Source organism: Empedobacter brevis (assembly GCF_965118635.1).
In the GTDB taxonomy this organism is placed as follows: Bacteria; Bacteroidota; Bacteroidia; order Flavobacteriales; family Weeksellaceae; genus Empedobacter; species Empedobacter brevis_A.
Window position 1 is genome coordinate 182198 of the sequence record NZ_CBCPHV010000001.1, and the last position, 16117, is coordinate 198314.

The following is a 16117-nucleotide window of genomic DNA, read 5'->3' on the forward strand; positions in this document are numbered from 1 at the left end:
ATAGAATGCCAGATTCTAATAACCACTCGGCACAGCCCTTAAATTCACGCCCGAACATTAAAACTCAAAATAATGCAAGGAGAAGACGATTTAAGAGGGCTTGCCAAGATAATGGCTTTTATGCGAGCAGTAAGCATCATTATAGTATTGATGCATTTGTATTGGTTTTGCTACGGTTTCTTTATAGAACGTGGCTGTACGTTAGAAGTCATCAACGAAATATTAAGCAATTTTCAGCGAACGGTAGGGCTGTTTTCGAATACCTTATATACCAAAGTATTTGCTTTGGTTTTGTTGTCTTTAAGCTGTTTGGGTACTAAGGGCGTTAAAAACGAAAAGATAACCTGGACTAAAATCTATGTGGCTTTAGCTATCGGTTTTATCCTTTTCTTCCTGAACTTTCCATTATTAAAGCTACCACTGAACACTGCTACATTTCTGTATATCCTTACCACAAGTTTAGGTTATATCGGCTTAATGGTAGCCGGAGTATGGATGAGCCGTTTGCTTCGCACCAATTTAATGGAAGATGTTTTCAATAATGAAAATGAGAGTTTTCAGCAGGAAACAAAGTTGATGGAAAATGAGTATTCTGTCAATCTACCCACCAAGTTTTATTACAAAAATAAATGGAATAACGGTTGGATAAATATCGTAAACCCGTTTAGGGCAACGATTGTGTTGGGGACACCGGGTTCGGGTAAATCGTATGCTATTGTAAACAATTACATTAAACAGCAGATTGAGAAAGGCTTCTCCATGTACATTTACGATTTCAAGTTTGACGATCTTTCTACCATTGCCTATAATCATTTGCTGAAGCATCGAGACAAGTATAAAATTCAGCCGAAATTCTACGTGATAAATTTCGACGACCCACGTAAGAGTCACCGTTGCAATCCACTCAATCCCGACTTTATGACGGACATTTCAGATGCTTATGAAGCAGCTTACACGATAATGCTGAATCTTAACAGATCGTGGATCCAGAAGCAAGGGGATTTCTTCGTGGAAAGTCCGATTATCTTACTAGCTGCCATTATCTGGTATCTAAAAATATATGAGGATGGCAAGTATTGCACTTTTCCCCACGCCATAGAATTGCTGAATAAAAAGTATTCGGATGTATTCACAATTCTTACCTCATATCCTGATTTAGAAAATTACTTATCACCCTTTATGGATGCGTGGCAAGGTGGAGCACAAGACCAATTACAAGGGCAGATCGCATCGGCAAAAATCCCTTTGTCAAGAATGATCAGTCCACAACTATATTGGGTAATGACTGGCGATGATTTTTCACTGGATATCAACAATCCGAAAGAACCAAAGATTTTATGTGTTGGGAACAATCCTGACCGTCAAAATATTTACTCCGCAGCATTGGGTTTATATAATTCAAGAATTGTAAAACTCATCAATAAAAAAGGACAATTGAAAAGTTCAGTTATCATAGACGAGCTGCCTACCATTTATTTCAGAGGGTTGGATAATTTGATTGCAACAGCTCGTAGTAATAAGGTAGCAGTTTGCCTAGGATTTCAGGATTTCTCACAATTAATACGTGATTATGGAGATAAGGAAGCTAAAGTGATTCAAAACACAGTCGGCAATATTTTTAGCGGACAAGTTGTAGGAGAAACGGCAAAAAGTCTTTCGGAACGTTTCGGGAAGGTTCTACAAAAAAGGCAGAGTTTAACCATCAACAGAAATGATAAATCTACTTCTATTTCAACTCAGTTAGATAGTTTAATACCGGCATCTAAAATATCGACGCTAACACAAGGGATGTTTGTAGGAGCAATTTCAGACAATTTTGATGAACGTATTGAACAGAAAATATTTCACTGTGAAATCGTAGTAGATAATGACAAAGTAGCTTCCGAAACTAAAGCCTATCAAAAAATACCGCAGATTTTATCTTTCACAGATAAGAACGGTACAAATAATATGAAACAAGAGATTGAAAAAAACTATCGGCAGATAAAATCAGACGTAGTTCATATAATTGAAAGTGAATTGGAGCGAATTAAAAACGATCCAGATTTGCAGTATTTGGTGCAAGAGTGATAAAATAAAAGGAAGATGTTAGATCTCCCTTTTATTTTGCCCGTATACTATGTTACTAAAATATACTACGAGGTATATGAATACCTTTTGTCCGTATAATGCCTTCCTGAAATTTTGGAGTTTCTTTCTGCTTTTCCACTTGCTCCAGAGCATCTGCTTTTTTATCTGGCGAAAGGGATAATTGTATCTTCCGGTCAATACCTGCTAATTCGGTTTTGAGTTCGCTTAGTCGTTTTTCCTTTGCCCAGGTTCCGTTTACTACTTGCTGAAGTATAGGTATATCTTTTTGGAACTCTATGATATTCTCTTGCTCTTTTTTTATGTAAGTTGGCAGTTTTTCCAATGCCCTCAGAAAGTTCAGCGAAGCTGTTTCAGGTTCTTTAGCCATTACACCACTGTTGAAGGTATATTTGATATTTCCCTCGCCCTGAATAAAGAAACGGTTATGTTTTTCTACAAGACTGCTACTATCTTTTTGTGTGGCTTCGGTTTTAACCAAAAGCTGAAAACCGTAAAGATTTCCGATTTCTTCATAATCTCCACCTGTACGAGCTTTGTCCGCAAGCTCATTGAGTTTAGTTCCAATCTGTTTTGGGTTTGCATTAGCTGGTAGGTCGGCTAACTGAACAGCATTAATAATCGTACCGTCCTGCTTTTTCTGAATACGTCCTTGAAGGTTAGTCCAATCAAGGCTCATCCTGTCAAAGCGGGATTGAGCTTTACCCAGTTCTGCCGTAAAATCTTCCAGCTTGTATTTCGCACTTGATTTGGAACGGTTAAACGCCTGTTTTTCGCTTTCCAATCCAGCAATCTGTTTTTCTACTTTGGCTTTATCCAACAGGTCAGTATTTCCCGAAAGAATTGCTACATATTCTGAGAAATTCATTCCCGATTTTTCGTCCATACTGCCCTCATCAATAGTACGTTTACCGAGATTATTGGATTTTAATTGGTCGATAAATAACTGTTTATTGAACAACAGATTAAACTTATAACTATCTAGTGATTTTTCAACGGCATAGATAACTACATCTACTTTATTATCGGCAAAGAACTTGGCAATCTCATTGCCTTTGCGGATTGCTCGACCATCACGTTGGGCAAGGTCACTTGGTCGCCAAGGTGTGTCCAGATGATGAATGGCAACAGCTCTTTTCTGTGCATTGACACCTGTACCGAGCATACTTGTTGAGCCGAATAACACACGGATTTTGCCCTCATTCATTCCTTTAATCAGTTCCTTACGTTGGTTGTCCGTTTTTGCTTCCTGTATAAAGCGTACTTCGTTTGCAGGTATACCGTGGTCTTCCACGAGTTTGCGTCTAATTTCGGAATACACATTCCATTCATTAGGCTTATACGTTCCCAAATCCGAGAACACGAACTGCGTTCCTTTCTGTGCGTTGAATTTGTTGTAATATTTGGCAATATTACCTGCACAATGTGAAGCCTTGCTATCGGGATGGTCTTTGTAAGCTCCGCTTACCATTTGCATATCTAATGACATCTTACGGGCATAGTCCGTAGCAATCAGCATCTTTGCTTTTTCTTCTGTTGGAGATAAGGGCGGTCTTCCCAACAAGACTGCATTTCCTGTTTTGGCAAATTCCATCAGTTTTTTAATAAATACATCCTGGTCGGGAGTTGGTGGAATGTTATACAGGATTTCATTTTTTACAGGTCGGTCGATACCAATATCCTTTGCAGTACGATAATCTGTAATTTCCGAATAGAACTGTGCAAGCTCTGGTACTTTGATAAAGTAGCGGAAACGTTCTTTTGCCACGATATTATTGGCAACCGAAAACTCATAGTCAGTCGTTTTTCGGGCATAGATTGCAGCCCAAGCATCAAAACAGTTAATGCCTTGTTTTTCCAATGCTCGTGGTCGCAGGTATTTGAACAGGAGGTACAATTCCGTTAATGAATTGCTGATAGTCGTTCCCGAAAGAAAGGTTGCCCCCATATCCGCATCGGTACGATCCTGTATGGTTCGGATAGCAAACAATAGGTTCAGAGCTTTTTGGCTACCGTCCGCGTTACCCAATCCCGCTACACGACTGTGACGGGTGTTGAACATCAGGTTTTTAAACTGATGGCTCTCGTCGATAAATAAATGGTCTATGCCCATCATTTTAAAATCGACAATATCATCTTTGCGATTTTCAATATCGTGCTGTAAAGTCTTTAGCTTTACTTCGAGGTTTTCTTTCCGTTTAATGGACCCGGCAAGCATACCTCTTGTTACTTCAGCTCCCTGCGACTGCATCGCATCGAGGTTTCGCTCCACATTATCCAATTCTATTTCGAGGATTTCCTTTTGAATTTCTGGCGATTGCGGTATCATACCGAATTGGTCGTGTGTTAAAATCACACAGTCCCAATCGTTGTTTTTAATATCTCCGAAAATTCGCAGGCGTTTTTGCGGTGTAAAATCTTCTTTGCCCGGAAAGAGGATTTTAGCGTGCGGATAGGCAGTGCGATAGGCTTCGGCGATTTCGTGCACATTACTTTTCAGCCCGATTATCATTGGTTTATGAGCAAGTCCCAAACGCTTCATTTCCTGTGCTGCCGTACACATTATCAATGTTTTTCCTGTACCTACTTCGTGATCGCAGATAGCACCGTTATTGAGTTTAATCATCAATACGGCATCTTTTTGACTTCCGTACAGGTCTTCAATGCCCAATGCTTTACGGTCTAATCCCGGAAACTCCTGATGGCTTCCATCATAGTTTGGGCGAACAAAACAATTAAACTTATCATTGTATTGGTCGGTTAGCCTTTTTTTAAACTCATTGCTCTGTGCGTGTAACCAATCGGTAAAAGCGGTACGTATTTCGTCAATCTTAGTGTTTGCCATCTGTATGGCTTCCATATCCTTTACTTTGACTTCCTTGCCGTCTATTTCGACTTTTTTGGTGATATCGGGCGTCGTATTGACAAGAGCGTGTTTGAGCAGAGCAACGCCATCAAACGTCCTGCTTTCAGCCTTTACCGCATATTTTACCCATATATTTTGATTGCCCCGATTACAGATTACGGAAAAATCATCGGAACTGTCGGAATAATGGATATTCACTTCCGCATCGAACAGGTGTGAAGCAAATTTGGCATAAATACCTGTGGGTATCCAGCGTTCACCAAGGTTAAAGTCCAGTTCCTCAAATTCGATACGTCTTGGTCGGGCTTCTTCCAATACCATAAGGCTGTGCTTTGCTTCGGTATCTTCGGGATTGCTTTCTACATATTCTATTATTTCCTGTGCTTTTTCTACCACGTTACCGGCTATCCAGCGTTCGGAAATTTCGTATTCACTTTGCAGGGGATTATAAAAAATACGACCGTGCAGAGCATCTTTCAAGGCATCTGCAGACATACTGCTGATTTCGGACATATAGTCCAAATCAACACTTCCGTATTTATTCAATGAGGATGCTAATGCTTCTTCGGGATTATCGGTTGCTAATGTTGTCGTGGAAAAACTTACAGGATGGCTGAAAATATCCGCTTTATGGATAACACTCCCTTTTACACGCTCCAAATAAGGGATTTCTTTTCCGGCACTATCCGTCTTAATCAGCTTGATATTATCGGCACTGTTCAGACTACCGTACCTTTTTACAAAAGCATCGTACAGTTGGTTTAAATTTTCTCTTTCTGCCTTATGTTCGGTTTGTAGTTCCGCTTCTTTATTGTAAAGCTGTTGGTAAATATCACGTACTCCGATATACGCTTCGGCTCTTGCTTTCTGTAAAGAAGGTAATTGCAATGGGTAGAACATTGCAGTTTTATCCACTTTATCTACTTCCTGTAAATGACCTACCCAACCATTATCAACCACAAGGCAATCGTTACGATGGAACGATTGCAATTCGCCACTATACGGAGCAGGCTTAGGAATGGCTGCAAGAACAGGTACGGAAATAGCTGGTTTATCAGCCTGGTCATTTCCGTTAGACTGCGAAAATAAATCGCGAATAATTTCCTGTTTTGTTCCGTTGGGTGGAACGATTCTATTGACCGAGCCATTGGAAACTGAAGGCGTATAAGGTTGCTGCATTGCTGAACTGAACAGGTCGATTTGGCGACCAATGTTAGCCCGTTGTTTTTTGGTAGTTTGCTTTTTAGATTTCGTTGCTTTCTTTGGTGGAGTTAAAACCGCTATGTTTTCATCATCATTTTCAAACAGGTCGAAAATGCTTAACTGTTTTAATTCCTGCGGACTTTCCAGTATGATGGCTGATTGTGTTAAACGATGTTGTTCCGGCTGAATGATTTCACGCTCTTGAATTTCACGTTCAATAACTGGAGGTGTAACAATGGGCTGTGTCGGAATTTGAACAATAGGTTCATCATTCCGTTTTTCTTTGTACAAAGACAAGTTTAAATGCTTTCCAAAATCATCGGAAAGCATCTGTTCAAGGCTATTTGCAATGCCCTCAACACCCTTGTTGTGTGTATAGATTAAAGCAGGTTGCCCGTAAGGGTCGGTAGCTACTTTCCAATGTGTATGTACAATTTGTCCACTTTTATCTAACAAAGCATTGCTTGGCGTACCGTAGCCTGTTTTCGTACTTTGGCAAAATAAATCTTCTCTTTCGGTCAGACCTTGTTTTGCTGTGTTCCTTTGCAGGATAATCAAATCGCTTCCTACTTCTGTACCTGCATATTCTGTAAACAGATTGTTGGGCAGACGGATAGCTGCAACCAGGTTATTATCCTGCATCAACGCCCTGCGTATGGGTTCGTTCTTTGGGCTGTTAAGTATGCCTTGCGAAGTGATATAAGCCAATATACCGCCATCACGGAGCATATCAGCACCTTTCAGAAAAAAGTAATTGTGTATGCTTCGGGCAGCCTGAACCTTTGCACTGTCCTTACTTCGGGAATAGGAAAGGTCGAATACAGAAGTATCGCCGAACGGGATGTTACTGGCAATTACATCATAGCTGTTTTGCTCCCTTTCAGGTATTTCCTCGAACCCGCTTATACGGATATTGCTTTCGGGGTAAAACTGTTTTAAAATCTTACCTGTAAGCAAATCCTTTTCATAAGCGGTAACACTCGCTTTTTGGTTTTCATAAAAGGACTGTATAAATGAGCCAATACCTGCGGAGGGTTCGAGAAATTTCTGAATGTTCAGACCGCTATCACGCAAGGTTGTGGAAATAGCATCTATAACCTGTGGCGGTGTATAAAAAGCCGTTAGTACAGAACTTTTCATACTATCCACATACCTGCGATATTGCTTATCGTCTTGGGAATTTTCTTTGAGTAGTTGGTGGAGTTCCTGCGTAGGCAGGAAAAGGTCGTGTTCCGTTTTTCTCCAATTATTGATGTCTATTTCGTTCTCTACGGGGTTCAGAACGAATTTAAGACCGCCAAATCCGCTGTATTGCATCATTAGCAGTCTTTCGCCTACGGTGGCTTGACGGTTCTCCTTTTCCAGTTTAAAAGCAATTCGCAGGGCATCAATGTTCTGTTGGAGATGTTGGCGTTTACTGAAGCCCATTTTCCTCTATCCATATTGCGATGGTTCCGGTCAGTTCGGTATAGAGCAGGTCAAACTCTGTGTCATATGTGAAATCATCGGTTAGCTCATATCTTTCGAAAACAGGCTCACACACAGGAAACATTTTCAGGGCGAACGGTCGCAGTTCCTCGTCTGCCATTATGGTATCAAACTCATTGCACACGACTTGAAACACGGTATCAAACTTGGAAAAATGCAGGTTTTCAAACAGGATATAATTCGCTATTTCGCTGCACTGCTCAATAGTATTTCCCGAACTGAAAGCACCCTCATAGGCATTTGCTGCCCACGATGCACGTTGCTCGATAAATTTTTTATCATTCGCCTTTTCGGGGAAGCTATTGTTTAATAATTCTTGCAGTCGTAATCTGAAATACGAGAGGTCTTTTTGCTGTATATTCATACTATAATTTTTATTTAGAATTTTGCTCAATGCCTAAAATTATAGTAGCAGATAAGTTCCTTTGCAGAAGTGGTAGGCTTTGGCTTTGAGAGGCGGGATTTGGCGTGACCTCGTAAAATACCAGAGGAATTAATTTGTATTTTTGAACTGAGAATCTGAATATATATCAGAGGAAATGCTTATAACCGAACAACATAACGATCATGTTTGAAATTAGTCATAGAACAGAAGTGGTAAAATGTCCAAATCCTTCCTGTCCAAGAAATATCCAATTGTCAATTGGTAAAGTACCGGGCGGTGTTAACGATAGTGGAGGGTGGATATTGCAGTGTGATAACTGTGGTACAAAGTTTCCTTATAAGGTAAAGAATCCGGACGATTATTCTTCAGTCAAATCTGGAGCAAAGATTTTAGATTCTTGGGATAATGATGTTCCAGAGTCAAAAATAATGACGTTAAAAAAACATGACTTAGATAGTTTCCCTGAAGATTTTAGTTTCGACAACTTACTATTTGTTCAAACGGGAGAATATGAAAAACCTACTTTTAGCGATATTGAAGAAAATATCTTTTTCTGTCCGGGATGCAAAACACACCTTGAACCAATCCTATATGCTCAACTTTCTGATAAGTTACCCTCGATAAACAAGTCAATAAATTCATACTTAAACTATTACCTCAAAGGAAGAGCTGGAAACCCGGACAGTATCATTGTTGTAGTAGATTATCAATGCTCTTGCGGATTTAACACGAAAGGAGTTTTATATAAGGACTTTATAGAAAGGGAATTGCCTATAGAGGAAGAGCATCAACTGATACTGATAGATGTGATAGGTGCAGATTTGGAGTTCACAATAGATGGCGTTTACGATAGGGATGATTGCTTGTCAATTCTTCAGAAGCTATTAATAAGATGGCAGGTTTACTACAATAAAGTTTTTTTAGCAGTTCCCTTTATTGGTTTTGACTTTAAGAATAGCGAAGCACAACGTGTTGAGCTTTGGAATTGGATACTAAAAAACACAATTCCGCATAAAACAACCTTGCTAACGAGAAAAGCGACCCTTACATCTTTCCTTGAAGGTTCGGCTAATACAGGTATGGACATTAATGTTCTTAAAGATTACGGACTTTTAAATCCAACTGTAGATGAACTAACTGATAAGAAGGCTTTGTTCAAACGTGATTTTCATGCAAAATTCTATGCGGGTTTTGATAGAAAAAACGCTGAGGTCTTAGTAGGTTCCTTTAATATCCACGAGGGAACTTATGTGGAAAACATTCACTTTAAGTCGTATGATTTTGGTGACTTTTTCAAAAAGTATATTCTCAAAATGAATATTATTTTCGATCCTAGAATTATAGACGAGGAAGGTGAATTTCTATTGATTAGCGAACATGAGGACCGGAAAGAATTTATTGCGAAAGTCGAAAACTATACAACTTCGAGGCGTGAAAAGATTTACGAATTGATTAATCCAAAGTGAATTATACTGATAGAAAATAGTAAGAAAAACTAACCAAATAAATCGAGAAACTATGTATGGAATTACCCATAAGATAAATGATCCAGGTTTATATCTACTTAGTGATATAGTCGAGGAACAGTTGAACACACATGAAAAAACATTAGCCGCTACACCAGCGGAGAATAAAGAAATAATCGCTCAATTGGAATATGCGATTTCAATATACCGGGGTGAGCTGGAAAAATTCAAACAGGAAATTGAGGATCAGAAAAAGGAAAGATTTCAATTCTCTGTTGAAGAGATTTATGCCATGTATGGTCAATACGAACGAAAATTCATCAGTATTGAGTTCCACAAATACAGCGAATCAGCGCAAAAATATGGACGTAACATTTCGGGTATTATATTGTATGGAAAGGCAGAACGTGAAGCACTGGAGCAAGTCATTAAATCCGGGAATGTGCCCCGAACAAATGGCCTTGTAAAATTTGACTCCACAGATGAGCATTTATCAAAGGAACAGCAAGAACAACTAAAGAATGAAGGATTCATTAGCGGTGATATTTATGAAGTTTTAGCTACGAATCTTCCTGCCCCAAAAGCCTTCGGACAAGTCGGCAAGAAAGAAATACCAAACACAATTGAAATAAAAATGGACCCCACAGGATTTGATGTGAACCGATCAAATCATTGGCTGTTAGGACAAAAGATTAAAAGTGGATATCCGCTAACTGATGATGAATGGGCTAAGTTTTGCGGTCTATCATTTTACTTAGAACCTGAATCAGCGAACTTGGATATTATAAAGAATAAAGGATTTTCAGAAGATGGAAATAAAACCTATTTATCTCGTTTTTTTGAGTTGGAAGCTAAATTATACGCCAAAGATATTTCTGCGGAAGAAATACTGGAGTTTAATGAGTTTTTGAAGGAGCGTAAAGCTGTGCGTATTGAAGCTGTCGTCAAAGAAATTAAGCGTTCTACCAATAAGACTTTAGAAAAGTTCAAAGAAGAATACCCGGAAATTTACAAGGCTCTTGAAATTTCCAGGATTGAGTTTGACAATGAAACTTTGGCTTATCATAACGTTGTTAAGCCTATCTATTGGGATTACGAAGGGTTTCTTCACATCTATCTGCGTCATTGTGATGAATTAGCCATCGAAGGCCACTTTGAGAATAAAACGAAATTTCAGTATTCTTATAAGGACATAAGGCGTATTCTAAAAATCGCCATTGAGAACCTCTTACCACAAATAAACGACAGGCTATCGCAAGGCAAGGATTTCAGAATTTTCGGGGACAAATCGCTATACTTTAACGGCAATCACTATTCCTTGCATGTTTTGGGAAGTGGCAGGATTGCAGCTTTTCATCCTTTGGAGAATCCCCAAGAGGAGGCTAAGTAAACTAATTTATAAACCGTTCAGAAATTGTAACATATTAGCGACCTCAATATCCATTCTTGAAAAGGCAAACCATTTTTTGCCCAGATCTTTAAGTGATGCTCCGATATGGTAAAGCTCCGTATTGTCAATAATCAAAAATCGGTCGTGTGCATCAGAGAAAATCTCAACTTCAATTGGAGGATATTGGTTGTTATACCGTTGTAAATCCAATTGGAGCTGATTGTTGATGCTTTTGGTATAGATTTTTACCGTTACAGTATCCTTGCGTTTGCTCAACAAGGTCAGTACCGTATCGTCCACATAATTATCAAGCAGGATAATGGAGCTTTCAGCACTTCGGATAATATCAGAAACAAAGGTATAGGCATCGAAAATTTGTCCGTTGTAAAAGATACCTTTTTCGCTGTGGAGCTTGTCGTTTTCCAAAGCCTTAAAGATTTCCTCAAATTTTTGATCGGCTTGTAATTGCTTCAATTCAATCTTATCCAAACGATGAAATAAAGAGGCGTTACTGATTAGCATTCTTCTCATTTCTACGAAAGCTTCCATAATTTCAACGCTCACTTTAATAGCAATATGTGAACGGAGTATAGCAGATGCCATGCAATACCTTGTTCGGTAAAAGCATAAGGTAGATAACGTCTTCCACCATAGTTTAAACTTGAGGTTCCAATTTGGAACCTCAAGTTTTCAAATTCCTCATCTGTCAATTGAAAGCAAAATGAAATAGGAAACCTTTCCATATTTCTTTTTACCGCTTTGTTGAGGTTCTTTGTTTCCACTTGGTATAAGGAAGCGAGGTCTCTATCCAGCATCACTTGCTTTCCACGTATGGAATAAATCAGGCTCTTGATTTCCGTTGTGCTAATGGTAGGTTTGTTTTCCATTACTTTTTGTAACTTTTGTTTTTTTCAAATTCAAAAGAGGTTTTGTATTCTTCATCCAATATGATAAAGGCATCGAATTTCTTTCCTGACTTGCTTTTCATTCCTTTGATGAGAGAAGTTTTGCCTTTACTGATAAGGCTTTCAATATCAGTTATGCCGATTTGTACGCCACACACATTACGGAACTGTATCCAATTACAAACTTCATCAGGACACTTTACAATTTTATCCCGTATGATGAGTTGCTGGCTTTTACATTTCGGGCAATTCAGTTTAGGCAGGTTGTTTTGAGCAATGGAAGTTTGCAGGAGTTCGTCTGTTATGGACTTCGCATAGATTTCCATTTCTCTCAAAAACACTCTTGCATCAACTTCGTTGTTTTCAATTTTCTGTAAAGCCAATTCCCATTCGGCAGTCATTATTACATCTGCAATTTTACGTTCTTTAACCAATTCGTAAACCTGTAATCCTTTCTCCGTTGGGATCAAGGATTTCTTTTCTCTTTCAATATAATTACGGGTAAACAGGGTTTCAATTATTGCCGCCCTTGTAGCAGGCGTACCGATACCGATATTTTGCAGGGCTTTCCTTTCTTCTTCATTTTCGATTTCCTTTCCTGCATTTTCCATTGCCGACAATAGCCCGGCTTCTGTATAAAGTACGGGCGGTTTGGTTTTCTTTTCCAAGCAAACAACTTCTTTAATTTTCAGCTCATTGCCTTTTTTCAGTTCGGGCAAGTTTTGTATTGGTTCGGCATCATCGTCCGAGAAATTACCTTTTATGGAACGCCATCCTGCCTCTAATATCTTACAGCCTTTCAGTATAAAATCGTAATGTGATGCTTCCAGTACTATATCCGTAACTTCTTTTATACAGGCTTGTGAAATGGCTTCGAGCAATCGAAAGGCAATCATATTGTACACCTTTGTTTCATAGGCACTAAGGGCAGATGGAATTTTGTCAGTTATCAGTAACCCGTGATGGTCTGTTACACGCAAATCGTTTACGATACGTTTATTAAACCGACCCCATTTTAATTTTGATACCGCTTGCTTAAATTGTTCATTATCCTGTAATGCTCTTACAAGGTTGGGAATTTCAGTCCACATATCTTCAGGAATGTATTTACTTCCGGTACGGGGATAGGTAATAAATTTTTGCTCGTAAAGGCTTTGGGCAATATTGAGCGTTTGCTCGGCAGACAGGTTAAGTTTTTTATTAGCTTCTTTCTGCAAACCTGTAAGGTCAAATAATAAGGGTGATTGCTCCGTTACGTTCTTGCTTTCCGCCGACACAACAATTGCAGTTCTCTGTCTTTGGATCAACTTCAAAGCATCTTCGGCAAACTTTTGTTCGTCCCATTTCTTTTTAGAGATACTTTTGAAATCAATACTGTCTTTGTTGTGTGATAGCTGAATTTGCCAATATTTCTTAACAGAGAAATTTTTGTTTTCCAGATAGCGTTTGCAAATCAAGGCCAATGTAGGTGTTTGCACTCTGCCCAGCGAATAAATACCATTGCCTGCCGAGATACTTAGTGCCTGTGTAGCATTGATGCCCACCAGCCAGTCAGCACGGCTTCTGCCTTGTGCTGCCTGAAACAATCCGTCAAATGCTACACCATCTTTTAGGTTGTCAAAACCCTGTTTAATGGCTTTTTCAGTTAATGAACTAATCCAAAGCCGTTCAAATGGTTTCTTGCATTTCAGGTGTTCATAAATATAGCGAAAGATGAGTTCGCCCTCACGTCCTGCATCGGTAGCAACGATAATACTATCGCTTTTTTTGAACAGTTCTTTAATTATATTCAGTTGCTTTAATGCTCCTGTATCGACCTCGTAGCCTTTGTCTTTTTTGACCCTGCGAACGGTTAAAACAAACGGGTTCGGGAGAATGGGCAATGAAGCCTTGTCAAATCCTGAAATCCCGTAATCTTCGGGCATTCCTAAGCCAATTAAATGACCGAATGCCCAGGTAACAAAATAGCCATTACCTGTTAGGTAACCGTCTTTTTTATCAGATGCTCCCAATAAGCTGGCTATTTCTCTTGCTACGCTTGGTTTTTCTGCGATAACTGTTTTCATAACTAACTTACTTTTTTACCTTTTGATTTTGCTGGAGCTTGGGGTTTTTCCTGTTGCTTTTCATTTTTTGGTCTTTGCTGTCCTTTTTGCAAAGGTTCTTTCACATTTTTGGTTGCTTCGTTGGTTTTTCCTTCAGAATTAACCGCAGTTTGTGTTTTGTGAGCTTCGGTAGGTTTTACACGTTCCTTATATTGATTTGGGAACTCAAAATTGGTTTTTCCATCTTGCTTATTGAAAGTGATGTAACCCTGGTAGGGCTGGTCCTTTTTGTCTTTCAACTCAATATATACGGTTTGTCCGTCTTTGAATTTGTTGTACTGCTCATCAGTCAGTTCCTTACCTCTGAAAGTTCTCGGAGCTTCGTGCGATTGCTTTTGTTGACTGGTTTGCTTATTACTTTGTTGCTTATTTTGGGATTGCTGGTTATTGTTGTTTCTGTCAAACAAAAACTCAACAAATCTTTTGTCAGCATTATACTGAACATTTGCATCAAAGGTGGTTCCCTTTGTAGAAATCATTCCCTCGATAAACAGAGGTTTCCCCTCCATTAAGGTTTGTTTTTGCACATCGTTCAGTTTTATCCCCTTTAATTCATCAGGGATTTTGATAAATTCTGTTTTTAAAGCAATCAGCTCATTGGTAAGCCTGTCCACACTGATAATGGACGGCATCATTTCTTCTGTTTTGGGATTTTTCAAATTTACCACACGCCCCATATTACCCGTATCGAGCAAGTTCTTTTTGTCTTCTTCGTTAAACTTGTGTCCAAAGAACTCAAAGTTTAAGTTGGGTTCACGTCTGATACCGTGTACTGCCGCCACGATACTTCCATCCGGTGTAGGCTGTAACGATAAACGGGCATCTGTGCGAACTACCGCACCGCCAAGATTAACGCTAATGGGTACAAGCTCATTGGTCTTGTAACCTTTCAATAATGGTTCAAGGAGGTTCTTTTTTTCAAGGTATTCCTTACTTAATCCGAGATTGTTCATTGTTTCCCAATCAATCTGTTCTGGCTTGAAACGGTATTCGTTTGTTTCCGGTGTTGTCTGTGTTGTTGCCATATCATTTTTATTTTCTTGTTTTTGTTCTTTTTCGGGTTCATTTTTCACCTCGTGTTTTTCCATTTCTTTTTTACCCTCCGGTGTAGGGTTATCTACCTGTTTTTGAAATTTTTTTGCCTTTTCTACAGCTTCTCCTGCCGGCACTTTAAAGAATGTGAAATTGGTAGGATCTTTTAGCTGTCTCCAAAAATTGGATAGGAAATTGGAAACGAAATCGCCGTGTTTGTCCACACGCATAAAATCAGATTGGTTCTTTTTAGTAGGGTCAACGGTTTCCATTTTGCCGTTTTCGTCAATGCTCTTTACGGCTTGGATTTTCATTTTTTCCTTATCCAATATTAACAGTATGTCCGACAGTTGTTCTGGTGCGTTCTGAACAGATTGCTCGGAGGTTTCCTGTTTCTTTGTTTCTTCGCTCATAATCTGAAAATTTTAAAGTTTTTATGCCGAAAGTAAAGGAAGTGCTTCCTGCTTAGCCTAAAGTGGCAGTCAATGGAAATGTTTGGCTTTCATTGGCGTTCTGTTCTATTTATTAAAGCTCTCTCTGATAAACTGATGTACATCTGATAATTTATAATACAATTTCCCGCTAATCGTGTAATATGGGAGCTTCCCAATAGAGCGATAACGTTGCAGAGAACGATTACTGACTTTCAGCATTTGCAAAATATCCTGATTGTCGAGTAGTTCCTCTCCATCAATGGTATTTCGTTTCTTTTTTAAATCGTCAATATTGTCGCCCAACATATCAAATCTGTCCATGATGCGTTCCATCCACGATATAAATTCCATTCTATCAATATTCATAGCACATGTTTTTAAGGATTTATTTTTTTGTCTGTTTTCAGCTTTCTGCCTTTTGCCATAAGTCATCTTAGCTTGTATCATTCAGCCTTTGTAGATAATCAGTAATAGTATTTATCCAGTTATTAAGCTGTATCCCTGCTGCTGCTTCAATAGTTATAATTTTCATCGCATTGCTCTTTAATGTTTACAATGCAAAATTGAGAAAGGTGGCAGTGTTTGTCTGCCAAGCCTTGCCAATTGGTTTAGCGGTTTTTTGAAAATTTTACAATTTGACGGAAAGCCTTATTTAATAAGGCTTTCGTTAGATTTTCCGATTTGAGCCATGGTAAAACAAGCCTATATATGCCAATTGGCATATATGGGCAAGTGTAAACACAAAAAAGCAATAC

Annotated in this window: 8 protein-coding genes and 1 pseudogene; 3 read left to right on the forward strand and 6 right to left on the reverse strand. The window is 38.9% G+C overall.

Annotation, left to right across the window (positions count from 1 at the left end):
* Nucleotides 1-72 precede the first annotated feature (72 nt).
* A complete protein-coding gene (mobC, locus tag ACMHJW_RS00890; protein ID WP_143884052.1) occupies nt 73-2070 on the forward strand; it encodes a conjugal transfer protein MobC in 1998 nt (665 codons plus the stop codon).
* 55 nt (nt 2071-2125) lie between these two features.
* Here mobC and ACMHJW_RS00895 read toward each other — a convergent pair whose 3' ends face one another.
* Both ACMHJW_RS00895 and ACMHJW_RS00900 read right to left on the reverse strand, forming a co-directional pair.
* The gene (locus tag ACMHJW_RS00895) at nt 2126-7585 is read right to left on the reverse strand and encodes an N-6 DNA methylase (RefSeq protein ID WP_413531597.1); all 5460 of its coding nucleotides are present in this window, start codon (nt 7583-7585) and stop codon (nt 2126-2128) included.
* Nucleotides 7572-8009: a DUF1896 domain-containing protein gene (locus tag ACMHJW_RS00900; RefSeq protein WP_143884054.1), complete on the reverse strand. Its 438-nt coding sequence runs from the start codon at nt 8007-8009 to the stop codon at nt 7572-7574. The genes ACMHJW_RS00895 and ACMHJW_RS00900 overlap by 14 nt, the downstream gene beginning before the upstream one ends.
* A gap of 203 nt (nt 8010-8212) precedes the next feature.
* Between ACMHJW_RS00900 and ACMHJW_RS00905 the strand changes: the two genes are divergently transcribed.
* On the forward strand, nt 8213-9496 hold the full coding sequence (locus ACMHJW_RS00905; protein ID WP_143884055.1) for a hypothetical protein: 1284 nt from the start codon (nt 8213-8215) through the stop codon (nt 9494-9496).
* A gap of 52 nt (nt 9497-9548) precedes the next feature.
* Nucleotides 9549-10886 carry a hypothetical protein gene (locus tag ACMHJW_RS00910; RefSeq protein WP_143884056.1) on the forward strand — a complete coding sequence of 446 codons (1338 nt, stop codon included), beginning with the start codon at nt 9549-9551 and terminating at the stop codon, nt 10884-10886.
* A gap of 6 nt (nt 10887-10892) precedes the next feature.
* Here the strand turns inward: ACMHJW_RS00910 and ACMHJW_RS00915 are convergent.
* The 4 genes and pseudogenes from ACMHJW_RS00915 to ACMHJW_RS00930 all read right to left on the reverse strand — a co-directional run bounded on the left by ACMHJW_RS00915 (nt 10893) and on the right by ACMHJW_RS00930 (nt 15728).
* Nucleotides 10893-11773, reverse strand: a pseudogene (locus ACMHJW_RS00915) (ORF6N domain-containing protein).
* Nucleotides 11773-13857, reverse strand: coding sequence for a type IA DNA topoisomerase (locus ACMHJW_RS00920; protein ID WP_143884057.1), 2085 nt, complete (start codon nt 13855-13857; stop codon nt 11773-11775). The pseudogene ACMHJW_RS00915 and the gene ACMHJW_RS00920 overlap by 1 nt, the downstream one beginning before the upstream one ends.
* Before the next feature lie 2 nt (nt 13858-13859).
* Nucleotides 13860-15341, reverse strand: coding sequence for a DUF3945 domain-containing protein (locus ACMHJW_RS00925; protein WP_143884058.1), 1482 nt, complete (start codon nt 15339-15341; stop codon nt 13860-13862).
* A 105-nt stretch (nt 15342-15446) separates the two neighbouring features.
* On the reverse strand, nt 15447-15728 hold the full coding sequence (locus ACMHJW_RS00930; protein WP_143884236.1) for a helix-turn-helix domain-containing protein: 282 nt from the start codon (nt 15726-15728) through the stop codon (nt 15447-15449).
* Nucleotides 15729-16117: the final 389 nt, after the last annotated feature.